The sequence below is a fragment of the Streptococcus oralis genome, assembly GCF_015561235.1.
Lineage (GTDB): Bacteria > Bacillota > Bacilli > Lactobacillales > Streptococcaceae > Streptococcus > Streptococcus oralis_BK.
On the sequence record NZ_JADMTC010000005.1, the window covers coordinates 21,925 to 48,478 of the forward strand.

Consider the following 26,554-nt stretch of genomic DNA (forward strand, 5'->3'; position numbering starts at 1 on the left):
AAGGCGCTGTTGACAACGAGTCAAATGAGCTATCGTTTCTCTATTATCGTTTGATTTCTTCCATGATATAGGCCTCAATCACATCATCCATCTTGATATCATTGTAGCCCTCAATCATCAATCCACCTTCACGACCGTTCATAACTTCTTTCACGTCGTCTTTGTAGTGTTTCAAGCTTGCAAGTTCACCGTCATAGATAACGACACCGTCACGGATAACACGAACTTTAGAGTCACGGGTAACTTTACCACTCGTAACCATGAATCCACCGATAGTTCCGACTTTAGATACCTTGAAGGTTTCACGGATAACTGCCTCACCGATAACTTTTTCTTCAAATTCTGGATCAAGCATCCCTTTCATGGCTTCTTCCATCTCTTCGATAACCTTGTAGATAATGCTGTGGAGACGGATTTCTACATCATCTTCTTCTGCTTGTTGACGAGCTTGCGGTGTAGGACGTACGTTGAAACCAACGATAAAGGCATTTGAAGCTTCCGCAAGTGTCACGTCTGATTCGTTGATAGCACCGACCGCTGAGTGGACGATGGTCACTTTAACACCTTCCACGTCGATCTTTTGAAGTGAGGCAGAAAGAGCTTCAACCGAACCTTGTACGTCTGCCTTGATGATAACGTTAACTGATTTAAGTTCTCCAGCTTTAAGCGTATCAAAGAGGTTTTCAAGGCTGACACGTTGGGTAACTTGACGTTGTTTCATAAGGGCACGTTTTGCACGTTCTTCACCTGCTGCACGCGCAGATTTTTCATCTTCGTAAACAGCAAAGTGGTCACCCGCCATTGGCGCTTCGTTCAAACCTGTGATAGATACTGGTGTTGATGGACCTGCAACCTTAACACGACGACCAAGGTCATTGGTCATGGCACGGACACGACCGAAGGTATTTCCGACAACGATTGGGTCTTGGACATTCAAAGTACCTTGTTGCACAAGAAGGGTTGCGACCGCACCTTTTCCTTTATCCAAGCGAGCTTCGATAACCGTACCGATAGCACGCACTGTTGGGTCTGCCTTGAGTTCTTGAATTTCAGCCACAAGAAGGACCGTTTCCAAGAGTTCATCGATATTTTGGTTGAACTTAGCTGAGATTTCGACAAACTCAGAATCTCCACCCCAAGCAGTTGACATAATACCGTGTTCAGCCAATTCACCGATAACACGTTCTGGGTTGGCACCTGGTTTATCAATCTTGTTGATGGCTACGATGATTGGAACGTTGGCCGCTTTTGAGTGGTTGATGGCTTCGATAGTTTGAGGCATAACCCCGTCGTCGGCCGCTACAACCAAGATGGTAATATCGGTAACAGAAGCACCACGCGCACGCATAGATGTAAAGGCTGCGTGTCCTGGCGTATCAAGGAAGGTAATCTTCTTGCCATTTTCTACGATTTGGTAGGCACCGATATGCTGAGTGATACCTCCAGCTTCACCTGTCGCAACACGAGAGTTACGAAGGGTATCTAGGAGTGTTGTCTTACCGTGGTCAACGTGTCCCATGATGGTGACAACTGGTGGACGCTCAACCAATTCATCTTCATTGAGATAACCATCTTCGACAAAGAAACGTTCGATGTCGGCATTGTCCACTTCAACCTTTTGTTTGGCTTCGATACCATAATCCACCAATAGGAGTTCAATGGTTTCTCCATCCAAAGATTGGTTTTGTGTAGCCATAACACCCATCATAAAGAGTTTCTTAACGATTTCAGCTGGTTCACGTTTGATACGTTTTGCGATTTCCGCAACAGTCATACCATCTGTATACTCAAATTCTGTTGGCAATTCGTGGAACTTACGCTCTGTAACAGGTTTTGGAGTCTGGTTACGGTTGTTTTGCTTGTTCCCTTTTTTATTTTTCTTGTTGTTATTCCAGTTACTATTTCTTTGATTTCTCACTTGATTCTGACTACTTCGATTCTTTTGTTGTTTTCTAGGACCATCTTCTTCGTGATCATAATCATCACGTTCTTTGTCTGGTCGAGCTTGTTTTTTACGACGTGTATCCACTGGCGCTTCTTTCGCTACAGGAGCTACTGTTACTGCTGGCTGCGTTTGTTCAGCTAGCTTAGCAGCTTCTTCAAAGATTTCTTCAGGCTCCTTGCGTTTATTAGCTTGAGCCAAGGCTTCTTTAGCAGCTTGCGATTGTTTGAAGCGCTCCTCGCTTGAGCGTGCGTACTCTGCGTTTTGCTCTGCTTTTAGGGCTGCTGCACGGGCTTTAAAGTCAACACGTGGACCAGCTTGTTTTGGCTGGAAGTCTTGTTGCTGACGGCGATCATTGCCACGATTCCCTTGACCTTGTGGTTTTTTCCCTTGGTCGTTAAATCGGCGGTTGTCGCGGTTCCCTTGACCAGGTTTACCACCATTACGGCCGTCATTTTTCTGACGGTTGCCGTTTTGTTGTTGGTCACGGTTGTTGCCCTTGTTTTGTTTGCGTCGCTCTGCCTGCTCTTTGGCACGCGCCTCACGCTCCGCCTTGAAGTTTCGACTCTGTGGTCTTGCGGCCACTACTTTTTCTTCCTTAGGAGCTGCAGGTGTAGCTGATTTGCTTTCTTCCTTAGCGGCTACTGGTTTAGCCGAAACAGACTTTTCTGCTTTCTTTTCTACACTTGCTTTTGGTGCTACAGGTTTTGCTTCTGCCTTAGGAGCAGGTGCAGGTTTAAAGCTAGCCGCGATTTGTTCAGCAGCAGCAGCTTCCACGCTCGATGAGTGGCTTTTCACATCCAAGCCCAACTCTTTTGCACGCGCTACAACTTCTTTACTTTCTTTTCCAAGTTCTTTTGCGATTTCGTACAATCTTTTCTTAGACAAATCATGTCCTCCTCTTCTATTCCATAAGAGACCTCATTTTCTTTGTAAATCCAGCATCTGTCACAGCCAAAACCTTTCTCGATTTTCCGACTGCTATGCTTAATTCCAGTGTTGAAAACACGGTTATAACTTCTACTTGATAATAGTCACTTTTATCTTGAATCTTCTTGGTCAGATTGGGACCAGCATCCTGTGCTAGAAAGACTAGCTTGGCTTTCTGATCTTGGATAGCCTTGACCACCAATTCCTCACCTGATATGATCCGGCCTGCTCGTTGAGCAAGTCCCAAGAGATTGCTTATCTTTTGCTTATTCAAGTCCTAACTCTCTTCTTTTCACTTTGTGATCCACATAGGCGATCAACTCGTCATAAAAGCTTTCTTCCACTTCCATGTTAAAGCTGCGGTTAAAGACTTTCTTCTTTTTTGCCTCTAGGGCTTCTGCATTGTCTAGTTTGATATAAGCGCCACGGCCATTGGCCTTGCCTGTCGGATCGATAAAGACCTGTCCTTCTTTGTTCTTGACAATGCGGAGCAAATCACGCTTATCAATCACTTCATTGGATACAACAGACTTGCGCAAAGGGATTTTTCTTGTTTTCATCTTCCCCTCCTCTAGCAGCTTTTATTCTTCGATCAATTCGTCCGCAGCTGCGTAATCCACTTGACCTGCTTCTTCCATAACTTCAAACTCACTTGCAGACTTGATATCGATACGGTAACCCGTCAAGTGAGCCGCCAAGCGAACGTTTTGTCCACGACGACCGATAGCAAGAGAAAGCTTGTTATCAGGTACAACGACCAAGGCACGTTTGCTGTCATTTTCATCAAAGATAACTTGGTCAACCTCTGCAGGTGCGATGGCATTGTAGATAAACTCAGCTGGATCCGCTACCCACTCGATAACGTCGATGTTTTCTTCTACAGGAATCATGCGGTCGCTCTTGGCATCGTAACGAGCTGGGTGGAATTTGCTGGTGATTTTCTTGATGTTGGCACCACCACGCCCAACGATTGTCCCGATAGCGTCCACGTTTGGATTGTGGCTACGAACGCCAACTTTAGTACGATCACCAGCTTCACGAGCCACGCTCATGATTTCAACAGTTCCATCATAGACTTCTGGAATTTCTTGCTCCATCAAGCGTTTGATCATTTCAGGATGGCTACGGCTAACAAAGACATTGACTCCACGAGGGTTGTCTTCAACCTTGTAAACGTAGACTTCGATACGGTCGTGGGAAGCAAAAACTTCTCCAGGGATTTGGTCTTGTTTGGACAATTGGGCTTCGATGCTGCCAAGATTGACATAGATAAAGCGGTTGTCAAAACGTTCTACCGTACCAGACATGATTTCTTGTTCATGTTCCTTATAAGTATTGTAGGTTATGGCACGTGTTTGCTTGCGCATTTTTTCCATGATGGTTTGTTTAGCAGATTGGGCTGCTACACGACCAAACTCAGCTGGTGCTTCTTCAAACTTGATTTTATCACCAAGTTCATAGGCAGAATTAATGGCAAGGGCATCTTTCAAGCTGATCTCCAAACGGCTATCAAATACTTCATCAACAACTTCACGGACAGTATAGACAGTAAAGTCACCTGTCTTTTCATTGAAGTCGATAGCTACGCTGTCAGATTGACCATAGCGTCTGCGATAAGCGGAACGAAGCGACTCTACTACTGCGTCGATGATGTCTTCTTTTTTGATTCCCTTGTCTTCTTCCAAAATGCGGAAGGCCTCTAGCATTTCTTTACTCATGTTCTTTTTACTTTTGAATCCTCAAAAGCTATCCTTTCTTTTCTATAGTTTAACTGCTAAACGTGCTTTTGATACTAAACTGTATGGAATTTGGACAGTTTTCTTACGTGTCTTGTCCATATATTCCATGGTCAACTCGTCCTCTTCAAAGGATACCAAGGTTCCTTCAAAGACTTTTTGCTTATCAATGGCTTGGTAGAGCCCGACATGGATGTATTTCCCAACTGCTCCAGCGACAGCATCCTTGGTTTTCAAAGGACGTTCCAAGCCTGGACTGGTGATTTCTAGGAAATATTGTTCTGGGAAGGGATCAGGCTTGATGGTGTCTAGGACAGGACTGATGATTTCTGTCAAGTCTGCCGTGTCGTTCAAGGTAATTCCTTCAGGTTTATCTACAAAAATACTGAGAATCATATCACTGCCAATCTTTCCATACTCGATATCCACGAGTTCGAAAGGTGCTTGAATGACAGGTTCTACAACTTCTCTGACTAATTCTACGATTGTTGCGATTGCGTCCACCTCCTCATAAGCAAGAGGCGAAGATATTTCCCCGCCTCTCTTTCTCATATTCTTACTATCAGTATAGCACGTTTGTCAATTTATGTAAAGCATTAGCACTCAAACGGCTGGTTTTCAAGCTATTTCTTAAAATTCTGCTTCAACTCGGTAGATCACTTGACCTTTGCTGGAGAATTTTTGCTCATATTCTGTCATGACATTGCCTTCAAAATCACTGGCATGCAAGTCTAGCCAGACGCCATTGAGCTTCATCCCATACTGAGAAAAGCTCACTAGACTGTACTCAAATAAGCCACGATTGTCTGTCTTGAAATGGATTTCCCCATTCTCAGGCAAGATGCGCTTGAAGGTATCCAGGAAACTCTTGTAAGTCAAACGACGTTTTTCATGGCGTTTTTTAGGCCAGGGATCTGAAAAGTTTAGGTAGAGACGATCAATCTCACCGTCTTCAAAGTAGTCAGTCAAATCTGAACCATCTACCCACAGCAACTTGATATTAGGAACTCCAACTTCTAATACCTTGTCCAAGGCATAACTTAATACCGACTTTTGGATGTCAATCCCGATGTAATTGATGTCAGGGTTTTGTTTGGCCATTCCTGATACGAAGGCTCCTTTCCCACTCCCAACTTCAACATGAATAGGATGATCATTTCCAAACAAGTCTCGCCATTTCCCCTTGGCTTCCAAGGGGTTGAGGACCACATACTGGGGATTGGCCTCTAGCAACTCTGTCGCCCCTTTACGATTTCTAACTCTCATCTCTTCTTTCCATACTTGTCACGGAAGACACGCAAGGCATAAATCTCCCGGTTTACATTGTCTAAATCTTGATTTTCACAGTATTTGGCAATCTGGTTCAAGTAAGAATACTGACCATACCAATACAATTTATCTAACACTGTCTGATTGTACTTATAGCCGTAGTCTCTCAACCATTGACGCCACTGATGATCTGGAATGTAGTGGCATAGCAAATGCGCTACATCAAACATACGATCCGTCAGACGAACCGAATCCCAATCCACTAGATAAACGAGTCCACTCTCTGTCTCAATCCAATTACTATGGCGAAGGTCTCCATGCACAATCGTTGCATGATCTTCCCTAAAGCCTGGAACCGTCTTACCTAGTTCAGCAATCACACTGTTCAAATAGTGGTTCTGCTTCAAGATTTCTGGAACTCCTTGCTGCCAAGAACGCAACAAATCAACTGGTTTTTCCATGGTATATCCCAAACGACTCAACTGCTTCATCAAGGGACGCGAGCGGTGGAGACGGTTCAAGATTGTAATGATTTGTTTGCGATTCATATCGTAGGGGGTCAAGATTTTGCCAGTCAGCCATTCCTGGGCACACATATCACGACCATCCGCTAAACGACGAGTCCATAGTAATTGAGGAGCGATTTGTTCTCTGGCTAGGCCAGGTAGGATTGGAGAGGTGTTCATTTTTACAAAGACGCGCTTCCCATCAGGGTAGCTTCCCATATAAGCCTTGCCACTCTTCCCAGGTATAGGAGTCAGCGTTAGCTCATTATCACCCAAGTCCATTTCTTTCCTCCGTATAAAGTTTCCTTACTATTCTACTAGTTTTTGGTCTATTCGTCAACCAATCTTTTCACTTGGTAAGGTAAATAAAACAATTGTAGGACAAGACTTGCTCCTACAAGAGCCAACAAGGCTATTTTTTCTTGAAAAACCACTGCTCCGACCAGCAATTCTAACAAAAGAACTGCAATTCCCACACCGACTACAATCTGTTTCAATCCCTTCTCTTTCTCCCCTTTTTCTAATGGAAAGAGCTGGGTCAAGTATTGGTAGTCAAAGGCGTGATAGAGGGCTAGCAATTGGAAGAGCAAGAGGTAGTTAAATAGAACCACCACTGCTGTCGCTATCCAAGCTTGCTCGATAAAGACTAGAGCTAGCAAGGATAGGAGCAAGAGGCGCAAACTGAGAGCAAAGAGATCTCCATTTCGCAGGTAAGAACGAAGGTAGAGGTTTTGCCAGATCTTGCCAGGTACCTTTTGAACAGCCTTTAGGATAAAGTCCAGATAGGCCCGACGCTTGACACTATTTGAAACGCCCTTGACCTGAGTAAAGAGAGCAAAGAAACGAAGCAAGACTTGCTTGCGCTTGCTTTCTTGGGCAATCACATAGTCCCAGTCCAGTCCAGTTTCAGTGAAAAATTTGCTGGCTTTTTGACGAAAGACTAGGTATTTCCCAGCTCCTAATAAAAGCACATAGGCAAGAAAGACTGGCAAGCCATAGCCCATGGCTAAAAATAAGGGCGCAAATAAAAGCAAGAAAAGGGTTTGGACAAAGAGCCAAAAGACCAGTGAGCGTACCGTCTGCTCTTTGAGATGGGACTTAACCTCTTCTTCACTGACTAAGAGAAAGAGCTTGTCAGGTGCCTCCATATAAGTGGCAATCCCTCCCCAAGCCAAAAGCAAGGTAGATACAATTCCCAAAAACAAGAGGATGGGCCAATGATTTTCAGGAAAATCTTGCAAGAGTTGACTGTACTGGTAGGCTAAAAAACCGATGAGAACCAGCAGGAATAAGACAAAGTGGTCATTGAGAACATAACGCAGATAACCGACACACTCCTTACGAAAAGCCTGCTTTCTCCTTAAAAACAAGTCTTTCATAGGTCCCCCTCTTTAGTTAGAGCCAAGTAAATGTCGTTCAAGCTAGCCTCGGGCATATCAAAAGCCTCGCGGAGTTGCTGGAGGTTCCCCTGAGCCCGCACCTCTCCCTTGTGGAGGATAACAAAGGCGTCACACATCTTTTCCGCCGAATCCAGCACATGGGTACTCATGAGGATGGACTTGCCTTTTTGCTTTTCTACTTCCAAAAGCTGAATCAAGTCAGAAATGGCCAGCGGATCGAGCCCAAGGAAAGGCTCATCAACGATGAAAAGACTCGGATCTACGACAAAAGCACAGATAATCATGACCTTCTGCTTCATCCCTTTGGAGAAATGAACAGGAAACCAGTCTAATTTTTGATCCAGACGAAACATCTTTAGCAAAGGTTCTACTCGCTCAAAAGCGACTTTTTGCTCAATACCATAGGCCATGGCAACCGTCTCGATATGCTCTCTGAGGGTCAATTCCTCATACAAGCTAGGCGTTTCTGGGATGTAGCCAATCTGTTTGCGGTAGTTGGTCGCATCCTCTCGCAGGGTCAAACCATTAATCTTAATTTCCCCACTATAAGGCGTCAAAAGACCGATAATCTCATTGATAGTCGTTGATTTTCCAGCACCGTTAAGACCAATCAAACCAACCAACTGCCCACTTTCAACTGTAAAGGACACATCTTTCAAGACAGGGACGTGAACATAGCCTCCTGTCAGGTTTTTAATTTCTAACATATTTTCTCCGAATCTGGTATAATGTAGCTATATTATATCAAAATTCAATACAGTAGAGGTGGATTTTATGTCAGATTGCATTTTTTGTAAGATCATCGCAGGGGAGATTCCTGCTTCAAAAGTATACGAGGATGAGCAAGTTCTTGCCTTTCTTGATATCTCTCAAGTAACGCCTGGACACACGTTAGTCGTACCAAAAGAACATTATCGCAATCTTTTGGAGATGGATGCAGCAAGTGCCAGCCAACTCTTTGCCCAAGTGCCACTAGTAGCTCAAAAAGTTATGAAAGCTACCAAAGCTGCTGGTATGAATATCATCGCCAACTGCGAGGAAGTCGCGGGTCAAACGGTCTTTCATACACACGTGCACCTCGTACCTCGCTACAGTGCAGAAGATGACCTTAAGATTGACTTTATCGCCCACGAACCAGACTTTGACAAACTCGCCCAAGTCGCTGAAACCATTAAAAATGCTTAAGGAGTTGCCATGAAACTATCCAATCTATTGCTATTTGCAGGAGCTGCAGCTGGAAGTTATTTTGTCGTGAAAAATTGCCAAGCCATTCAGGATGAAGTGCTAGATACAACTGACCGCGTCGAAGCTATCAAAGATGATTTGGATATCATCCAAAACAGCCTACAAATCATCGACCAACAAAAATCCCTTATCAAGGAATACCAAAAAGATTTAACCTATAAATTCAAAGTCTTGGAAAAGGATTTTCAAACTAGAATGGCGGTCCTCCAAGAAGAAAAACAAGAATAAGAGAGCCTCCAAGTTTCCTTAAATCCTTTTTGGGTTACTAGATTCGAACAGAAAAGGGAGGGAATGAAAGTGAAACAGTTTTTAAAAGTTCTAGCGAAGGTCATCGCGATTATTTGCGGCTGTCTCTGCCTGCTAGCAGCCCTAGCATTTCTACTAGTGATGAATCTTTTCAAGGCCTCACCGAGTGACATCCGAAATGGGAATGAAACCTTAAAACAAATCTTTATCTCCCTTGATCTCCCTCCTGAGAAGGTCGAATCAGATGGGCACTATCAATACGAGGGAGGGGGCTTAAATTTTTATGTTACTTTTTCAGAAGAAGTTGTCAATAGCCACCCCGTCCTAAAAGAAAGTCCAAAACTCACCAAAAACCGACTGAAAGTCTATGTCCTCCAGACAAGAGATATTTCCTACTATAAAGTAGGAGACAACTTATTCAATCGTGGTTTAATACAATTTTTAGGGGAGGAGGGCGAGAAGTATTTCCAAGAAAAAGGAAAGAAATCAAACTCTACCTACACAATTCTAGCTTGGAAGGATCTGAAAAGTCTCAAAAAGGGAATCGCATTCTATGAAAAAGCCTTGACCTTAGTAGATATTCAGGATAATTCGACGATCAACCACATTGATACCGTCACCGTGAAAGCTGGTAAAGAAGCAGAACTCAAACAACTCATCCAAGAGATGGATGAGGCTGGCTTGCTCACTCAAAAGTACAAATAGTAGACTAACTGGAAAATGATTTTTCGACACTAAATTTTTAATGATAACAAAAAAAGAGCCAATCGGCTCTTTTTACTTTATTCTCCTTCAAAGGCATCTTTTATATGGTCAAAGAAGCCTTTTTTCTTTGGATTGACTTTTAAGTCACCTGCAGCAGCGAACTCTTTAAGTGCTGCTTTTTGGCGGTCGTTCAAACCTGTCGGAGTCACGACATTGACAGTCACGTATTGGTCACCAACGGCACCGCCACGAAGGCTCGGTGCTCCCTTACCACGTAGGCGGAATTTCTTGCCAGTCTGAGTTCCTTCTGGGATGACCAATTCAACATCACCATGCACGGTTGGAATTTCCACAGTATCACCAATGGCTGCTTGGACAAAGTTGAGGTTCAGATTGTAGAAGATAGTGGTTCCTTCACGTTCAAACTTATCACTAGCTTCTACTGAAACCACCACATACAAGTCACCATAAGGTCCACCGTTAAAGCCTGCTTCACCTTGACCCGCTAGGCGGATTTGTTGGCCTGTTTCCACACCAGCAGGGATCTTCACATGTACGCTATGAGCTTGTTTTTCATGGCCTGTTCCGTGACAAGTTGTACATGGATCTTTGATTTCTTTTCCGCGACCATGACAGACATCACAGGTTACTTGGCGACGCATCATACCAAGTGGAGTCTGTGTATCGACATTAATAACACCAGCGCCATGACAGCGTCCACAAGTGACTGGACTTGTTCCTGGCTTAGCACCAGAGCCATTACATGTACGACAGCTAGCTTCACGATTGTATTTAACTTCCTTTTCTGTTCCGAAGATAGCTTCTTCAAAGGTCAAGTTCACACGATACTGGAGGTCATCCCCTTGACGAGGAGCATTTGGATTGCGCGAAGCTCCGCCTCCACCGAAGAAACTTGAGAAAATATCCTCAAAACCACCGAAGCCACCTGCTCCGTCAAAGCCACCAAAACCACCGGCACCACCAAAGCCACCGTTGGCACCTGCAGCACCATATTGGTCGTAGGCTGCACGTTTTTGGTCGTCACTCAAAGTCTCATAGGCTTCTTGAACTTCCTTATATTTTTCCTCAGCACCAGGCTCCTTGTTGATATCTGGGTGGTATTTTTTGGAAAGCTTACGATAAGCCTTTTTGATTTCGTCTGCCGAAGCGTTTTTTGACACCCCCAGACGATCATAAAATTCAGTATTGTTCATACAAGATACCAAGACCGTAAAATTCGACTGAAAAATAGGAAATCTGACGCTTGAGCGATGCTCCAAGGCAGATTTATCTTTTTTCCGAGAATTTAGGTCGGGTTCATTTCCTTTCTTTCAGATTAAGTAAGAAATTATGGAACCCGTGTTCAGTTGCGAACACCCTTATTCCTTTCTATTGATATTGTGAATCAAACCTCGATTTAGGTCGGGTTCATTTCCTTTCTTTTATATTGACGAGACAAAACCCAAATAAATCAGGTTTAGTCCCTTTTTATCGAAAAACAGAGGCTGGGTTGCAACCTCTGGATTTCTTCCTATCATTACGACGTTCTAAAACAAAGTCGTTTATACTTTGTTTTAGAACTAGTAAGGCGTTTAGGCAAGTCGCCATAGCGATTGCCGTAGAATGACAATCACTTTAGTGATTAGTCATTCTTAACTACCTCGCTCTCCTGATTTTCAAGCTCGGGATAAAATAGTCCACTGGACTATTTTATTTTTCCGTAAACTCTCCGTCTACGACGTCATCGCCTGCGTTTCCTGTTGCTTGTGCGCCTTCTGCTCCTGCTTGAGCTTGTTGAGCTGCTGCAGCTTGTTCGTAGAGTTTCACTGCCAAAGCTTGCGCTTTTTCGTTGAGTGCTTCGAGTTTAGCTTTCATATCGTCCAAGTTGTTGTCTTCTTGGGCTTTCTTAAGCTCATCGAGGGCAGCTTGAGCAGCATCACGTTCTGCATCGAAGCCTTTACCTTCAGTTTCCTTGATGGTCTTTTCAGTCGCAAAGATCGCTTGGTCTACTTCGTTACGAAGGTCAACTTCTTCTTTACGTTTCTTATCTGCTTCAGCGTTAGCTTCTGCATCTTTCATCATGCGGTCGATTTCTTCGTCAGTCAAACCTGAGTTAGATTGGATGACAATTGTTTGTTCTTTTTGGGTTCCAAGGTCTTTGGCCTTAACAGATACGATACCGTTCTTATCGATGTCAAATGTTACTTCGATTTGTGGGATACCACGAGGTGCAGCTGGGATGTCTGTCAATTGGAAACGTCCAAGAGTCTTGTTATCTGCGGCCATTGGGCGTTCACCTTGAAGAACGTGGATATCAACGGCTGGTTGGTTGTCTGCTGCAGTTGAGAAGACTTGTGATTTAGATGTTGGAATTGTTGTGTTGCGGTCGATGAGTTTTGTGAAGACACCACCCATTGTTTCAATACCAAGTGACAATGGTGTTACGTCAAGAAGGACAACGTCTTTGACATCACCAGTGATGACACCACCTTGGATAGCCGCCCCCATAGCAACTACTTCGTCAGGGTTTACTGATTTGTTTGGTTCTTTACCAGTTTCAGCTTTAACAGCTTCTACAACGGCTGGGATACGAGTTGATCCACCAACAAGGATAACTTCATCGATTTCTGACAAGCTCAAGCCCGCATCTGAAAGGGCTTGACGAACTGGAGTTTTTGTACGTTCTACAAGGTCACGAGTCAAATCGTCAAATTTGGCACGAGTCAAAGTCATTTCCAAGTGAAGAGGTCCAGATTCACCAGCAGTGATAAATGGCAAGCTGATTTGAGTTGAAGTTACACCTGAAAGATCTTTCTTCGCTTTTTCAGCTGCATCTTTCAAACGTTGAAGAGCCATCTTGTCTGTTGATAAGTCAATACCATTTTCTTTCTTGAATTCTGCAATCATGTGATCGATGATCTTTTGGTCAAAGTCGTCACCACCGAGTTTGTTATCCCCTGCAGTCGCCAATACGTCGAAGACACCGTCTCCCAATTCAAGGATAGATACGTCGAATGTACCACCACCAAGGTCAAATACCAAGATTTTTTCTTCTTTGTCAGTCTTGTCCAAACCATAAGCAAGAGCTGCTGCAGTTGGTTCGTTGACAATACGTTCTACTTCAAGACCAGCGATTTTACCAGCGTCTTTTGTAGCTTGACGTTGTGCATCGTTGAAGTAAGCAGGAACTGTGATAACAGCTTTGGTTACTTTTTCACCAAGGTAATCTTCAGCGTAACCTTTCAAGTATTGAAGGATCATAGCTGAGATTTCTTGTGGAGTGTACTCTTTACCATTTGCAGAAACTTTTTCAGAAGTTCCCATCTTAGATTTGATAGAGATAACTGTATCTGGGTTTGTGACTGCTTGACGTTTTGCAGCATCACCAACAATGATTTCACCGTTTTTGAATGATACTACAGATGGAGTTGTACGGTTTCCTTCTGGGTTTGCGATGATTTTGCTTTCAGTTCCTTCAAGAACTGCAACTGCTGAATTTGTTGTACCTAAGTCAATACCGATAATTTTAGACATGTGTTTTTCTCCTTAAATTTTATATTCTTTCTTTTTGATACTCTTCTTAGGTGGCAGCGCCGTCAGAGCTTGACTCGTCAATCTCTTTGACCAAACTTTGAGCCTAAGGTCTCAAAGTTTGCGCAAATAGCGCCACGGCGAAGAGTATCGTCTTTTGTTCGCTTCGCTCACTATTGCAAAGCTGAACAATTTCTTATCTTTCTTCATAGTTTATTGTCGTTTCGGACAAGTTTTTAAGCTTTCTAGCTTAGCTGTAAACAACTACCATTGCTGGTCTTAGGATGCGGTCATGAAGTTTGTAGCCTTTTTGGAAGACTTGAGCGATGGTATCTGCTGGGTGTTCATCGTCTGCTGGGAGAGTTTGGATGGCCATGTGATAGTTATGGTCAAATTCGCCGTCAGCTACGATTTCTTCGATTCCTTCTTCTTTCAAAGCGTGAATCAAGCTCTCTTGCACCATCTCCAATCCTTTTTTCACATCATCTGTCAAACCTTCAACTGCTAGTGCACGTTCTAAGTTGTCGAGTGATGGTAAGATTACTTTTGCTAGGTCCTGGCTACGGTAACGTTGCAAGTTTTGACGTTCTTCATTGGCACGGCGCTGGATATTTTGCATTTCAGCGTGTGCACGTAGATATTTGTTTTCGAACTCGTCCGCACGCTCATTTGCCAAGTCCAACTCTGACTTTTCAGAAGTTGCTTCTTCTGTCGTTTCAACAACTTCCTCTTCTTTTATTTCTTCATTTTTTATATCTTGGGTCATTTTCGCCTCCTTTAATGATTTCAATCTTAATGTACTTCATAATGATTGCTACTGAGATAGCGGTAGAAATCTGTCAACTTCATCGTCAAAACACGATTGACAACATTGACTTGATTGACCAATTGCTGGTAATCCAGATTGACCGGACCAATAATCGCTAGAATTCCAAAACCTCGATAAGGAATGAGGAATTTACTGCTAATCACTGCTAGGTTAGCTAGACAGGATTCCTGACTGTCCGCAACACGAACATTTTGCATCTGATCTTCATGCAGACCCTCACGAATCTCTAGAGCCACCTTTTGCGGTTGGTCAAAGAACTGATAGGCTGCTAGATTGGCAAAATTCAAGAGATTGACCTTGCCCGACACCACAATGTTTTCGTTGAACATTTCCCTAAAGATATGTTCAAAGAGATCCATGACATTGTCCGTCGTTGTAAAGTAACGTTGGATAATCTGCGGAATCTCCGTCCGAATCTTGTAGTGAATATCTAGAACGGTGTGACCGAGGAAACGTTCCTGAATGATGCTCTTCAGTTTCAGCAAATCTTCCTGCAAGAAGTTCCTTGGAATCAGAAATTGACTAGTAACCGTTCGAGACTCGTCTAGGGTAAATACTGCCAAGGCTGTATGTTGCCCCAAAACAACGATATCAAAGGCTGTCAACCGTTGCCTACTGGGCTCAACATCCAGTGCTACTACCGTACAGCCACTTAAGTCTGTCAGTAGATTAGCAGCCTCTTGCAGAATATCCTCCAGTTTAAAGAACTCCTGATCAAAGGCTTTGACAATCTCATAAACCTCATTTTCAGCCAGTCTGTCAAAAGCAAGCGAGTGTTTCACATAGTACTGAAATCCCGCGACACTTGGCATCCGACCGCTTGAGGTATGAGCCTTCTCAAGCAACCCCTGCTTCTCTAGAGCCGCCATGTCATTACGAATGGTAGCACTACTAGAATTGATAGACTCTTGTAGCGCCTTGGATCCGACAGGTTCGTGCGTTTTGGTAAAGATGTCAATAATCAGATTTAAAATATCCTGCTGACGCTCTGTAACCATCTCATCACTCCTCTCTGTCCGATCGATTAGCACTCTATGCACCCAAGTGCTAACTCATGATTCTATTATACACCCTTAGAAGAGAATGTCAAGACAAAAACTCAAAAAATTAGCACTCTTTTGCCAAGAGTGCTAAAAATCAGTCTGAAGACCTAGAATCTTACTTCTCATCTACTTGGTATTTCCTTTTAAGCCTGAAAAAACCATAGATTGGATAAGAAATTAAACAAGCGTATAAAACGAAAATAATAAAGAAAGACTGAGACAAGTTTTCTCGATACAAACTCATGCAAACAACAAGACCACCTGAAAAAGTGGCTATACAGGAACGAAGTCTAGACCGCATAACTTCCCATCTGAGATCCTTACTCATATAGACTTTCTCCTCTGAAAGTATATCAGAAGTTGGTTTACGAAGAATTGAACAAAAACCTGTTTCTATCAATTCCCAACCGCTATTTCTAAAATCTTGTAGTTCATGCTTATACTTTTTAAGAAATCTAGAATCATAGATACGGTAGATGACATCGTCCGGTTGACATTGGTCAAAATAGAAAAAACCAAAACGACTAGTTCTATACCTCCAACCTTTCAGATGCATCTCATGTAAATATTCTTCTTCCTTGTCAAAGTCTAAAATGGTAAACATTCGAAATTTTACTTTGCTATTCATTGTCTTACCACCAAATTCGAAAACAGGCATTGTTTTATTTATCAGATAATTCTTTCCACTTTTGAAACAATCTCCAAAGAATATAAGAAATCTGAATCGCATTAATTATCAATAAAACACAATCTATTAAGACAATCAAAAACATTTCCCAACTGAAATAACCTTTTCCAGTGAGTAACTTTGAGAAAACCAATAGCAGAGCTGAAAATAGAAGAAAAATAGGGAACACTCGCATTATTAAAATCCGATTGATTATAGCTAACTTCCCGGTCGCGTCATTATAAATTTCAAACTCTGCATCCGACTCAATGTTAGAAAGAACCTTCCTAAAGTAGGAAAAACCATTAAAATCTGTAATATGCTCCCAACCACAATCTTTAAACAGTTGTAAATAGGAAGCTCTCTCTGACTTTTTCATAGGATAAAAGTCCAACTGATAAGAGACTTGCTCCGGTTGACACTTTTCAAAAGTGTACTTAACTGCAACTAATAAGTAAGAATAGCTCACTTTACTAAGCTTCCAACCCTCCACATGCATTTTCCTAAGGTATAAAGCCTCTCTATCATAATCCGCAATGGTAACAAGTCGATAAACACTTTTCTTTTCCATCAACCTTCCTCCCGACTGTTTCTGTAGAGCCGCTCAATACGTCTCAATTCAATCTCCAAAACCTTTCGTCCCAAATCTGTTATCTGATAGATTTTCCGTTTTTCCTCTTCCCGGACAAAGGAAATTAAGCCATCCTTTTCCATCTTTGACAAGGTACCATACATAGTTCCAGGACTAAGCAAAACTTGCGAATCTGTCATCTCCTTGACCTTTTGAGTAATACTGTAACCATGGTTCTCCTTTTGTAGACAGAACAAGATATAAAAACCTGTTTCCGTCATTGGGAGATAAACTCGTCTAATCTTATCTGGTAATTCCATTTAAAACAACCTCCTATTCAGTTCGATATATCGCACTTCGTTATATAAAATATATCACAGCTCGATATAAAACACAAGAAAAAAGAGAGAACGATTTCTCGTTCTCTCTTCTTAGGCTAAGAAATTAAGATGTCAATTTCTTATTCACTAAGAGCGTCTTAGTCTTTCTTGCGAAGGACAAAAGCTGCTAGGCTTGCAAAGGCAAGACCGATGATTGAAAGAAGACCAGATACTGCTGAGCCTGTGTTTGGTAACAAGGCCTTAGTTTGACTACTTCCTTCTTCTGGTTGGTTATTATTTCCAGAATCTTTATTTGTTGCCGGGGTGAATTTCCAAGTACCGATGAAGTGGGCATCTGCTCTATTGATGGTTTCTGATGCCTTGTCATAGGACTTGAAGTTCCATGTGCCTTCTGCCGTCTTCACTTCTGTTTGACTTGGTTGAGTCGGAGTCGCTTGACTACCGTCTTTCAAGTCTGTTTGATCTGCTGGAAGCAAAGCTTTCACTTCTTGCGGAAGTTCTTTTCCTGGCGTTCCGCTTACAAATTCATGTGTTGCCTTGTAAGTTGGAGCTGGGGTAAATTCCCATGTTCCTACAAACTTAACATCTGAACCGTTGACAGTCTCTGAAGTCTTGTCGTATGACTTGAAGCTCCAAGTGCCTTCTGCTGTCTTAACCTCAGTTTGACTTGGTTGCGTTGGAGTTACTTGATTGCCATCTTTCAAGTCTGTTTGGTCTGCTGGAAGCAGAGTTTTTACTTCTTGTGGAAGTTCTTTTCCTGGAGTTCCGCTGACAAACTCGTGAACTGCTTTATGAGTCACTGTTGGTGCTGGGCTCGCTGTAAATTCCCATGTTCCTACAAACTTAACATCTGAACCGTTGACAGTCTCTGAAGTCTTGTCGTATGACTTGAAGCTCCAAGTGCCTTCTGCTGTCTTCACTTCTGTTTTACTTGGCTGAGTTGGAGTTACTTGGTTGCCATCTTTCAGATTTGTTTGGTCTGCTGGAAGCAGAGTTTTTACTTCTTGTGGAAGTTCTTTTCCTGGAGTTCCGCTGACAAACTCGTGAACTGCTTTATGAGTCACTGTTGGTGCTGGGCTCGCTGTAAATTCCCATGTTCCTACAAACTTAACATCTGAACCGTTGACAGTCTCTGAAGTCTTGTCGTAGGACTTGAAGCTCCAAGTACCTTCTGCTGTCTTAACCTCAGTTTGACTTGGCTGAGTTGGAGTCGCTTGACTACCATCTTTCAAGTCTGTTTGGTCTGCTGGAAGCAGAGTTTTTACTTCTCGTGGAAGTTCTTTTCCTGGAGTTCCGCTGACAAACTCGTGAACTGCTTTATGAGTCACTGTTGGTGCTGGGCTCGCTGTAAATTCCCATGTTCCTACAAACTTAACATCTGAACCGTTGACAGTCTCTGAAGTCTTGTCGTAGGACTTGAAGCTCCAAGTACCTTCTGCTGTCTTCACTTCTGTTTTACTTGGCTGAGTTGGAGTCGCTTGACTACCATCTTTCAAGTCTGTTTGGTCTGCTGGAAGCAAGGCTTTCACTTCTTGTGGAAGTTCTTTTCCTGGGGTTCCGCTGACAAATTCATGTGTTGCCTTGTAAGTTGGTGCTGGGGTAAATTCCCAAGTACCGACGAAGTGGGCATCCGCTCCATTGATGGTTTCTGATGCCTTGTCATAGGACTTGAAGCTCCATGTGCCTTCTGCTGTCTTCACTTCTGTTTTACTTGGTTGAGTTGGAGTCGCTTGACTACCGTCTTTCAAGTCTGTTTGGTCTGCTGGAAGCAAGGATTTTACTTCTTGTGGAAGTTCTTTACCTGGAGTTCCACTGACAAACTCGTGTGTCGCCTTATAGGTTGGGGCTGGAGTGAATTCCCAAGTACCGATAAAGTGGGCATCCGCTCCATTGATGGTTTCTGATGCTTTGTCGTAAGACTTAAAGCTCCATGTGCCTTCAGTTGTCTTCACTTCCGTTTTACTTGGTTGCGTTGGAGTCGCTTGGCTGCCATCTTTCAAGTCTGTTTGAGCTACTGGAAGCAGATCTTTTACTTCTTGTGGAAGCTCTTTGCCTGGAGTTCCACTCACAAACTCGTGTGTCGCCTTGTAAGTTGGTGCTGGGGTGAATTCCCATGTTCCTACAAACTTAACGTCTGCTCCATTGATGGTTTCTGAAGTCTTGTCATATGACTTGAAGCTCCATGTGCCTTCTGCTGTCTTAACCTCGGTTTTACTTGGTTGAGTCGGGGTTACTTGGCTTCCATTAGATAAATTCTTTTCTGTTGCTGGAAGCAGGTCTTTCACTTCTTGTGGAAGGTCTTTTCCTGGGGTCCCACTCACAAACTCATGATGTTTTTCATAAAGAAGGGCAGTGCTTACCTGATTAGAAGAAGCTGATAAATTATCAACATGCAATGTTACAGTATTGTCAATCTTTTCAGGACCTTTTTCTTCTACTTTTTTGTTTGTAGTAGTATTATAAGTTACAATAATTTCAGCAGAAGAATTTGCTTTTATGTATTCAGGTGTCATTTTAACAGTAACAGTTTGACCATTCTTTTCAATAGTATAATCACGCCCTTCCTGTAAAGTCACTCCACCTGATTCCACTTTAAGTCCTTGATAATCAAGGCGCTCATCAAATTTCTGAACCATTTCGATAGATGAAGGCGTTGCTAAAATGTCCTTACCTGGAACCGGAACTTTAAACGTAGCTTTATAGGTTACATCTTGTCCTTCCTTAGCTGGAATCTCTGTAGGATCCACTGCTAGAACAGGGCTCGGATCAATTTTTTCAATATAAAGACCAAAGACGGCCGAAGCAACCTCTGTTGATGAGTAACCAAAATTCATACTATTACTATTTGATCGAAGGGCAAAACCAGAGATATTGTTCTCAGAATAGCTACCGCTTGTAATCTGAGTTGCTACCCAAGCAGTTCGATCTCCTTGATCTTCCTGTCTTAAGACATTGGCATTATTCATCAAACGAAGATTAACATCATTTTGATAATCTTTAACATAGAAGGTTTCCTTCAAGTTGTTGGCATCCATTGCATCGATGTCTGTTGGCTTCATAACCAACTTCAAATCTGTCTCGGAACCATCTGCATAACGCAACTCTGCTGTTACATCCGCATCAAGCCAAAAAGCCTTATTCATAATGTAGTCATGAGCTGCATCTACATAGGGAACATTCCCAATTTCAAAAGCACTACTTTCCCATAATTCAGAAATTGAGAAAAATTCAACAGTAGATTTTTGAGCACTATTCATCTCAGATTCTGCCTGAGCAGTATTAAGATAGTGTAGGGTTACTTTATTGAAATTTAGATAAGCATCTACTTGCTTACCATTGACTGTCCCAATATTTGTGAATTTTAGAGAAAGAGGATTTTCGAAAACTTGATCTTGTTTTTTACTTTTATCTACTTTAAGAGTAAAGTTCTCCATCTCGCCTGAATAGGCACCACCACTGAGATATTCATAGTGGGGATTCGATAAATGAAACTGATCAACAGCCTGTGATTTAGATAAAACACTAACATTGTTGATGTTCAAATTAAACTTACGAATATCCAAGGTTGAGATATCCGTTCCGTTTTTTATTTCTTCTAAAGCCGCATAAGATTGAAGCGGAAGAAGAAAAATAGAAAAAAGTAAAACGACTAGTCCGAGAAAAGCCTGTTTTTTTCTACTGAAAATAGTAGAAAAAGGCATTCTCATGCGATATTTCCATTTCATAATGTACCTCCAAAACTAAAAATGATTATTTAATCATCTCAAAAGAAATATTCGCCTCATTATAACACAAAAAAAGGGCAATTAAAAGCAAGTATAAAAAATATTTTATTTTCACAAATTTGACAAGAGGTAAATTCTGTTTTGATTCATTGAATCTATCTTCATCATGTAGTGTTTATACCAGAAAACCCTCTATAAACTATACAAATAAATTAATTTTTATTTATAATTCTAAAATAAAATAAGAGTCTCTCTCTTTTAATTTAAAACGTATCAGTTTATTTTATATTTTATAAAAAAGAACCCAAGAATAAATTCTGGGTTCTTTTTATAGCTATCTCACAAAAAACTTTTGAACATTAAGATGGCTTAATCTTTCTTACGAAGGACAAAAGCAGCTAGACTTGCAAAAGCAAGACCGATGACTGAAAGAAGACTAGATACTGCTGAACCAGTGTTTGGTAGAGCTTTCTTATCTTGACTTGCAGTTTCTTCTTTCTTAGTGCTTTCGGCTTGGTTTCCTGTTGTTTCAGAATCCTTCTTATCACCGTTGGTTGTTGTAGATGCTACTTTCTTAGTTCCTACTTCAACGATCTCATCTACTGCTGGAGTTGTGATTGTATTGGATTTCTCAACACGACCTGTTTCTACTCCATCTGTGTAGGTAACTGTGTAAACAACGGTGCGAACACCTTTCTTACCAGCAACTTTCACTTGACGAGTTCCTTCTGGAAGTTCAGGATTTGTAATTTCCTTAGTTTGGAAGGCAACTTCTTCTGTCTTTGTTTCTTCCTTAGTCGTTACAACTGGAGCTACTACTTTCTTAGTCCCAACTTCAACAATCTCATCTACTGCTGGAGTTGTGATTGTATTGGATTTCTCAACACGACCTGTTTCTACTCCGTCTGTGTAAGTCACTGTATAAACAATGGTGCGAACACCTTTCTTACCAGCAGCTTTCACTTGACGAGTTCCTTCTGGAAGTTCAGGATTTGTGACTTCCTTAGTTTGAAAAGCAACTTCTTCTGTTTTCGTTTCTTCCTTAGTCGTTACAACTGGAGCTACTACTTTCTTAGTTCCTACTTCAACAATCTCATCAACTGGTGCTGTAGTGATTGCGTTTGATTTCTCAACACGACCTGTTTCAACGCCGTCTGTGTAAGTGACTGTATAAACAATGGTGCGAACACCTTTCTTACCAGCAACTTTCACTTGACGAGTTCCTTCTGGAAGATCTGGATTTGTGACTTCCTTAGTTTGGAAAGCAACTTCTTCTGTCTTCGTTTCTTCCTTAGTCGTTACTACTGGAGCTACTACTTTCTTAGTTCCTACTTCAACGATCTCATCTACTGCTGGAGTTGTGATTGTGTTGGATTTCTCAACACGACCTGTTTCTACTCCGTCTGTGTAGGTAACTGTGTAAACAATAGTGCGAACACCTTTCTTACCAGCTGTTTTTACTTGACGAGTCCCTTCTGGAAGTTCAGGATTTGTAATTTCCTTAGTTTGGAAGTCTAATTCTTCTGTTTTCGTCTCTTCCTTAGTCGTTACTACTGGAGCTACTACTTTCTTAGTTCCAACTTCAACAATCTCATCTACTGCTGGAGTTGTGATTGTGCTGGATTTCTCAACACGACCTGTTTCTACTCCGTCTGTGTAGGTAACTGTGTAAACGATAGTGCGAACACCATTTTTACCAGCTGTTTTCACTCGGCGAACATCTTCAGCTAAGAGTGCATTTTCAACCTCACGAGTCTGAAAGGCAACTTCTTCTGTCTTCGTTTCTTCCTTAGTGGTTACAACTGCTTTGGCACCTGTATAGGTAATCTTGTTTTTTGCAGCTTTCTTAGTCTTGCGTGAAACTTCTTTACGAGATGTTTCAACGCCATCCACTTTTGTCACTTCATAAGTGACTTCATCGATACCTTCTTCACCTTCTTCAACACGCGTTTGACCTTTATCCAGTGCTGGGTCTACTTTCGTTTCTTCTTTGAAAGCAACTTTTTCCTCCACAGTCACTGTTTCTTTGGTTTCAACACCTGTTTTCTTAGTTCCAACTTCGATGATTTCTTCTACTGGTTCTTTGGTAACCTTCTCGCTCTTCTTCGTGCGAGCTGTTTCTTTACCATTGGTCAGAGTGATATCCCAAGTAATTGTCTTCTCACCATTAACACCTGCCTGCTTAACATTTCGTGTTCCTTCTGGAAGGGCTGCATTGTTTTCTGTCCGAGATGGGTAAGGAATCTCTTCAGTAGTTGTGATTTCTTGATGCTCAACTTTTGGCTCTGCTGGTTGGGCTGGTTTGCCAGACAAGAGGGCCTCTGCTTTCGCTTTCAAGGTATTGTAGCGAGCTTCAAGCGCCGCAAAACTTTTTTGACCTTCTGGACTCTTCATTGCATTCTTTGCAGTCTCAAAAAAATTCTTTGCTTCTTCTACATCACCCTCTAGGAGTTCTTTATTATCCTCATCTGGACTATCTGTAAAATCCTTAATTGAAGATTCTATACTATCAAGCATTCTTTTGAATGTATTTGCAATACTTCGCTCTTGTCCATCTGGAATTTCTTCATCTTCCGCTGGTGTCTCTTCCGCATGCACCGTTGGAATTTGATACAAGTCGGGAGCTACATGATAAGTGGCTACTCCAAGTGCATTTAAAGCAAGTATTGAAATCCCTAACTTTAATAATTTTTTTCTACTCATTATTTTTTCCTTATCACTTTCAATATACAGTAAGGAGAAGAGTAAAATTTTCTACTCTCCTCTTACTATATGATACTAACGTTTAGCTTTACGCTTCCAAACTAGAAGTCCAGCAAGTCCTAGAGTAAGGGCTGCAAGTACTCCAAAGATTGAAGAAGCTTCAGAACCTGTATTTGGCAATGTTTTCTTAGGTTCTGCAGGAGGAACGGTTCCACCTGGCGGCGGAGTTTGTGGTTCTTCTGGTGTCGGTGGTGTCGGTGGTGTCGGTGGTGTCGGTGGTGTCGGTGGTGTCGGTGGTGTCGGTGGTGTTTGTGGTTTTTCTGGTGTTTGTGGTGTCGGCGGGAACACTACAACCTTGTTGGTAGGTTTTGGATTGTGGTTAAAGCTTACTTTAGCTGTATTAGGAACACCCTTAGCGAATTGTGCAAAATCTGTTCCTTCTTTGAAGTTAGTGTAAAGTACAAGACGTACGGTACTTCCCTTCAAGGCTTCAAGAACATCTTTGTCGCTGATTTCAAAAGTCACAAGATTGCTAGTTTCATCGTAAGTAACAGTAGCAATTGCTTCTAAATCTTTACCTACTAATTCACCGCGGTCATTTGAAACTTTAGACAATTTATCAATAGCTGCTTGAAGCTTGGTTTGAGCTTCTTTTAGTTTCTTGATTTCATTTTCAAGTTTCTCTTGTTGTTGTTTCTTATCAGCTGGTGCCAATTCTGCTTCTTTCTGAGCTGGCGCTTGAAGCTTAGCCAAGTTTTCTTCAGCTGCTTTCAACTCTGCTTCCAAGCTTGCAAGATCTTGACTTGGCTCACTAGTTGCAGGTTTCTTATCTTCTGTTTCAGAAGAATCAGATGTAGCTGGTGTTGTCGCTTCTGCTGGTTGAGCTGGTTGTGATGCTTTAGCCGCTTCCAACTTCGCTTTCAATTCAGCTACTTTAGCTTCCGCCGCCTTGAGTTCTTCCTTCTTACCAGTCTCTGTTGAAGTCTCTTCTGTTGACTTACCTGTCAAAGCTTTGAGTTCTTTCTCTGCCTGTTCAAGTTGGGCTTGAAGAGTTGCTTTGATCTTGTCAAACTGAGCGTTTTCAACTTTAAGAGCGATACGGTCTTTGTTGACTTTCAAGACTGAATTGATTTCATCCGTGATTGTGAAGCTAGTCAAGTCTGTCTTGATAAGACGACCGTATTGATCCTTCTTAGCATTTCCGTTTGCATCTACTGGATCTGTTGGAACCGGTGTAGTGATATCGAATCGGAAGGTATCAAAAGCGTTTGGCAAGCGGTATTCTCCACCAGGTTTAGATCCATCTTCTGGTCCAACAGACTTAGCTGGTTCACCTGGTGTTGGATCTGTTGGTTTTTCTGGGTCACGCGGTTTCACCGTTACTGGTTTCGTTTCCTTGTTACCAGATTGACCATTCGCATCCTTGAAGTTTACATTTGCCTTGTTTGGTACCAATCGGTTCGTGTAAGCACTCAAATCACTATTAGCTTTGAGCTTAGCTGGAATATACAATTGGATTTCTTTGAAACCTTTCAATCGAGCGAAATCTTTCACTTTCACAGTGACTGTATTTCCTTCAACACTTGTTTCAAGGGCACCATTTGCATCACGTCCATCTACATAAGCTACTGGTGTATCAGCGATTGCCAAGACCGGTTCGAGTGTATCTGTGACTGTGAACTCTTTGTACTTATCAATATCTTTTGGCAAAGTGGTATTGACATTATACATGTATGGTGCGTCGTATTCCACATCCAAGTGGTCCAAGGTACGGTTAATCTTCTTAGAAATTTCTGGTTCTGGTTCTTTTGGAACAATTACCGGAACTTTATTCGAATCTTTGTGTAGCCCTGGTTTGTGTGGGAACTTCGCATCATAAGAAGCTGTATTTGGAACAGTGAATCCACGATCTGTTAGATATGGACTTAAATCAGCTCCCGCTTTGATCTTCGCAGTGAAACTCAATTCAACCGATTGACCTCCGCTTGCTTTGACTTGCTCTTCTGTAAGCGTCAAGGTAATGGTTTGTCCTTCTATCTTGATTTGGCTAGCGTCAAGCGCTTGACCATTCAAGCTCGCGTTTGCTGAACCTGCATAATCAAGAACAGATTCAAGTGTATCACTTACACTGAAGGCTGTCGCATCTGTTGGAACACTTGTTTTCACGTTGTAGGTGAAGACTTGATCACGATCAGCGAGTGTTTCTTCAGCTTTCGCGTTGACATCTTTCTTGATTTCTGGCTCTTCTGGAGTCGGTGGAGTTACTGGAACTACGTTAGAATCCTTGGTGAAGCCTGGTTTGTTTGGAAGATCCACCTTGTAAGCCGCCTTGTTTGGAATCTGTGTGCTTCCATCTTCCTTCTCATAAGCAGATAAGTTAGCGCCGGATTTAATCTTAGCGTCGAATGTTAACTCAACTGCTTGACCGCCATTGGCTTTCACTTGTTCTTCTGTAAGGGTCAAGGTAATGGTTTGTCCTTCTACCTTGATTTGGCTAGCGTCAAGCGCTTGACCATTCAATTTAGCACTTGATGTTCCTGCGAACTCAAGAACGTCTACTAGTGTATCTGTGACTGCGAAGGCTGTCGCATCTTGCGCTACTGTTGTTTTCACGTTGTAGGTGAAGACTTGATCGCGTTTCTCAAGAGTTTCAGATTCTTTGCCATTCACATCTTTCTTGATTTCTGGCTCTTCTGGTGTTGGAGGCGTTACTGGAACTTCGTTAGAGTCCTTGTGCACACCTGGTTTGTGTGGGAAGCTTGCGTCATAAGAAGCCTTATTCGGAATCTGTGTACGGCCGTCTTCCTTCACATATGCAGACAAGTTCGCGCCGGATTTAATCTTCGCGTCGAAGGTTAATTCAACTGCTTGACCGCCATTGGCTTTCACTTGGTCTTCTGTAAGCGTCAAGGTAATGGTTTGTCCTTCTACCTTGATTTGGCTAGCATCAAGAGCTTGACCATTCAATTTAGCACTTGATTTGCCTGCGAACTCAAGAACATCTTCGATCTTATCGGTTACGCTGAAGGCTGTCGCATCTTGCGCTACTGTTGTTTTCACGTTGTAAGTGAAGACTTGGTCGCGTTTGTCAAGAGTTTCAGATTCTTTGCCATTCACATCTTTCTTGATTTCTGGCTCGTCTGGTGTTGGTGGCGTTACTGGAAC

General features: G+C 42.3%; 21 protein-coding genes and 1 pseudogene. 3 read left to right on the forward strand and 19 right to left on the reverse strand.

The window, feature by feature from the left end:
* Positions 1 to 43: 43 nt before the first annotated feature.
* The 9 genes from infB to I2H52_RS09325 form a co-directional block, all read right to left on the reverse strand.
* Positions 44 to 2,830, reverse strand: coding sequence for a translation initiation factor IF-2 (gene infB, locus I2H52_RS09285; RefSeq protein ID WP_195595086.1), 2,787 nt, complete (start codon positions 2,828 to 2,830; stop codon positions 44 to 46).
* Positions 2,831 to 2,846: 16 nt separating this feature from the next.
* On the reverse strand, positions 2,847 to 3,146 hold the full coding sequence (locus I2H52_RS09290) for a YlxQ-related RNA-binding protein (protein ID WP_001041399.1): 300 nt from the start codon (positions 3,144 to 3,146) through the stop codon (positions 2,847 to 2,849).
* On the reverse strand, positions 3,139 to 3,432 hold the full coding sequence (rnpM, locus tag I2H52_RS09295) for an RNase P modulator RnpM (RefSeq protein ID WP_000857560.1): 294 nt from the start codon (positions 3,430 to 3,432) through the stop codon (positions 3,139 to 3,141). The genes I2H52_RS09290 and rnpM overlap by 8 nt, the downstream gene beginning before the upstream one ends.
* A 21-nt stretch (positions 3,433 to 3,453) precedes the next feature.
* Positions 3,454 to 4,590: a transcription termination factor NusA gene (gene nusA, locus I2H52_RS09300; protein WP_195595088.1), complete on the reverse strand. Its 1,137-nt coding sequence runs from the start codon at positions 4,588 to 4,590 to the stop codon at positions 3,454 to 3,456.
* Positions 4,591 to 4,632: 42 nt separating this feature from the next.
* The gene (rimP, locus tag I2H52_RS09305) at positions 4,633 to 5,112 is read right to left on the reverse strand and encodes a ribosome maturation factor RimP (RefSeq protein WP_000338695.1); all 480 of its coding nucleotides are present in this window, start codon (positions 5,110 to 5,112) and stop codon (positions 4,633 to 4,635) included.
* 126 nt (positions 5,113 to 5,238) lie between these two features.
* Positions 5,239 to 5,874, reverse strand: coding sequence for a tRNA (guanosine(46)-N7)-methyltransferase TrmB (gene trmB, locus I2H52_RS09310; protein ID WP_001266088.1), 636 nt, complete (start codon positions 5,872 to 5,874; stop codon positions 5,239 to 5,241).
* A complete protein-coding gene (ccrZ, locus tag I2H52_RS09315; RefSeq protein ID WP_195595089.1) occupies positions 5,871 to 6,665 on the reverse strand; it encodes a cell cycle regulator CcrZ in 795 nt (264 codons plus the stop codon). The genes trmB and ccrZ overlap by 4 nt, the downstream gene beginning before the upstream one ends.
* A 47-nt stretch (positions 6,666 to 6,712) precedes the next feature.
* Positions 6,713 to 7,762 (reverse strand): ABC transporter permease, encoded by a 1,050-nt coding sequence (locus tag I2H52_RS09320; RefSeq protein WP_195595090.1) that lies wholly within the window; start codon positions 7,760 to 7,762, stop codon positions 6,713 to 6,715.
* Positions 7,759 to 8,490, reverse strand: coding sequence for an ABC transporter ATP-binding protein (locus I2H52_RS09325; RefSeq protein WP_000889936.1), 732 nt, complete (start codon positions 8,488 to 8,490; stop codon positions 7,759 to 7,761). Before I2H52_RS09325 ends, I2H52_RS09320 begins: the two co-directional genes overlap by 4 nt.
* Positions 8,491 to 8,557: 67 nt before the next feature.
* On the opposite strand from I2H52_RS09325, the gene I2H52_RS09330 reads away from it, so the two are divergent.
* From I2H52_RS09330 to I2H52_RS09340, 3 genes are all read left to right on the forward strand, one after another.
* A complete protein-coding gene (locus tag I2H52_RS09330; RefSeq protein ID WP_001278312.1) occupies positions 8,558 to 8,968 on the forward strand; it encodes an HIT family protein in 411 nt (136 codons plus the stop codon).
* A gap of 9 nt (positions 8,969 to 8,977) precedes the next feature.
* Positions 8,978 to 9,256 (forward strand): hypothetical protein, encoded by a 279-nt coding sequence (locus tag I2H52_RS09335; protein ID WP_195595091.1) that lies wholly within the window; start codon positions 8,978 to 8,980, stop codon positions 9,254 to 9,256.
* A 63-nt stretch (positions 9,257 to 9,319) separates the two neighbouring features.
* Positions 9,320 to 9,979 carry a hypothetical protein gene (locus tag I2H52_RS09340; RefSeq protein ID WP_195595092.1) on the forward strand — a complete coding sequence of 220 codons (660 nt, stop codon included), beginning with the start codon at positions 9,320 to 9,322 and terminating at the stop codon, positions 9,977 to 9,979.
* A gap of 77 nt (positions 9,980 to 10,056) precedes the next feature.
* On the opposite strand, the gene dnaJ is transcribed toward I2H52_RS09340, so the two are convergent.
* From dnaJ to padA, 10 genes and pseudogenes are all read right to left on the reverse strand, one after another.
* Positions 10,057 to 11,193 (reverse strand): molecular chaperone DnaJ, encoded by a 1,137-nt coding sequence (dnaJ, locus tag I2H52_RS09345; protein WP_195595093.1) that lies wholly within the window; start codon positions 11,191 to 11,193, stop codon positions 10,057 to 10,059.
* 496 nt (positions 11,194 to 11,689) lie between these two features.
* Entirely contained in the window at positions 11,690 to 13,513 is a 1,824-nt protein-coding gene (gene dnaK, locus I2H52_RS09350; protein ID WP_000034654.1) for a molecular chaperone DnaK, read from the reverse strand.
* A gap of 247 nt (positions 13,514 to 13,760) precedes the next feature.
* Positions 13,761 to 14,276: a nucleotide exchange factor GrpE gene (gene grpE, locus I2H52_RS09355; protein ID WP_045618103.1), complete on the reverse strand. Its 516-nt coding sequence runs from the start codon at positions 14,274 to 14,276 to the stop codon at positions 13,761 to 13,763.
* A gap of 26 nt (positions 14,277 to 14,302) precedes the next feature.
* On the reverse strand, positions 14,303 to 15,337 hold the full coding sequence (gene hrcA, locus I2H52_RS09360; RefSeq protein ID WP_045618101.1) for a heat-inducible transcriptional repressor HrcA: 1,035 nt from the start codon (positions 15,335 to 15,337) through the stop codon (positions 14,303 to 14,305).
* A gap of 160 nt (positions 15,338 to 15,497) precedes the next feature.
* Positions 15,498 to 16,010, reverse strand: coding sequence for a DUF2812 domain-containing protein (locus tag I2H52_RS09365; RefSeq protein ID WP_045618099.1), 513 nt, complete (start codon positions 16,008 to 16,010; stop codon positions 15,498 to 15,500).
* A gap of 34 nt (positions 16,011 to 16,044) precedes the next feature.
* Positions 16,045 to 16,620, reverse strand: a complete 576-nt coding sequence (locus I2H52_RS09370; protein WP_045618098.1) for a DUF2812 domain-containing protein — start codon at positions 16,618 to 16,620, stop codon at positions 16,045 to 16,047.
* Positions 16,620 to 16,940, reverse strand: a complete 321-nt coding sequence (locus I2H52_RS09375; RefSeq protein WP_045618097.1) for a PadR family transcriptional regulator — start codon at positions 16,938 to 16,940, stop codon at positions 16,620 to 16,622. The genes I2H52_RS09370 and I2H52_RS09375 overlap by 1 nt, the downstream gene beginning before the upstream one ends.
* Before the next feature lie 158 nt (positions 16,941 to 17,098).
* Positions 17,099 to 20,686: an LPXTG-anchored SHIRT domain periscope protein gene (locus tag I2H52_RS09380; RefSeq protein WP_195595094.1), complete on the reverse strand. Its 3,588-nt coding sequence runs from the start codon at positions 20,684 to 20,686 to the stop codon at positions 17,099 to 17,101.
* Between the two features lie 369 nt (positions 20,687 to 21,055).
* Positions 21,056 to 23,389, reverse strand: coding sequence for a G5 domain-containing protein (locus I2H52_RS09385; protein WP_081102835.1), 2,334 nt, complete (start codon positions 23,387 to 23,389; stop codon positions 21,056 to 21,058).
* 75 nt (positions 23,390 to 23,464) lie between these two features.
* Positions 23,465 to 26,554, reverse strand: a pseudogene (gene padA / locus I2H52_RS09390) (LPXTG-anchored isopeptide-forming adhesin PadA); the annotation flags it as partial.

Coding starts and splice junctions, on each gene's coding strand:
- I2H52_RS09325 (WP_000889936.1), bottom strand. CDS start 8,490: ATGTTAGAAATTAAAAACCTGACAGGAGGCTATGTTCACGTCCCTGTC.
- I2H52_RS09370 (WP_045618098.1), bottom strand. CDS start 16,620: ATGGAAAAGAAAAGTGTTTATCGACTTGTTACCATTGCGGATTATGAT.
- trmB (WP_001266088.1), bottom strand. CDS start 5,874: ATGAGAGTTAGAAATCGTAAAGGGGCGACAGAGTTGCTAGAGGCCAAT.
- I2H52_RS09340 (WP_195595092.1), top strand. CDS start 9,320: ATGAAAGTGAAACAGTTTTTAAAAGTTCTAGCGAAGGTCATCGCGATT.
- hrcA (WP_045618101.1), bottom strand. CDS start 15,337: ATGGTTACAGAGCGTCAGCAGGATATTTTAAATCTGATTATTGACATC.
- rnpM (WP_000857560.1), bottom strand. CDS start 3,432: ATGAAAACAAGAAAAATCCCTTTGCGCAAGTCTGTTGTATCCAATGAA.
- dnaJ (WP_195595093.1), bottom strand. CDS start 11,193: ATGAACAATACTGAATTTTATGATCGTCTGGGGGTGTCAAAAAACGCT.
- nusA (WP_195595088.1), bottom strand. CDS start 4,590: ATGAGTAAAGAAATGCTAGAGGCCTTCCGCATTTTGGAAGAAGACAAG.
- I2H52_RS09380 (WP_195595094.1), bottom strand. CDS start 20,686: ATGAAATGGAAATATCGCATGAGAATGCCTTTTTCTACTATTTTCAGT.
- I2H52_RS09365 (WP_045618099.1), bottom strand. CDS start 16,010: ATGAATAGCAAAGTAAAATTTCGAATGTTTACCATTTTAGACTTTGAC.
- I2H52_RS09375 (WP_045618097.1), bottom strand. CDS start 16,940: ATGGAATTACCAGATAAGATTAGACGAGTTTATCTCCCAATGACGGAA.
- ccrZ (WP_195595089.1), bottom strand. CDS start 6,665: ATGGACTTGGGTGATAATGAGCTAACGCTGACTCCTATACCTGGGAAG.
- I2H52_RS09320 (WP_195595090.1), bottom strand. CDS start 7,762: ATGAAAGACTTGTTTTTAAGGAGAAAGCAGGCTTTTCGTAAGGAGTGT.
- dnaK (WP_000034654.1), bottom strand. CDS start 13,513: ATGTCTAAAATTATCGGTATTGACTTAGGTACAACAAATTCAGCAGTT.
- I2H52_RS09330 (WP_001278312.1), top strand. CDS start 8,558: ATGTCAGATTGCATTTTTTGTAAGATCATCGCAGGGGAGATTCCTGCT.
- I2H52_RS09335 (WP_195595091.1), top strand. CDS start 8,978: ATGAAACTATCCAATCTATTGCTATTTGCAGGAGCTGCAGCTGGAAGT.
- grpE (WP_045618103.1), bottom strand. CDS start 14,276: ATGACCCAAGATATAAAAAATGAAGAAATAAAAGAAGAGGAAGTTGTT.
- I2H52_RS09385 (WP_081102835.1), bottom strand. CDS start 23,389: ATGAGTAGAAAAAAATTATTAAAGTTAGGGATTTCAATACTTGCTTTA.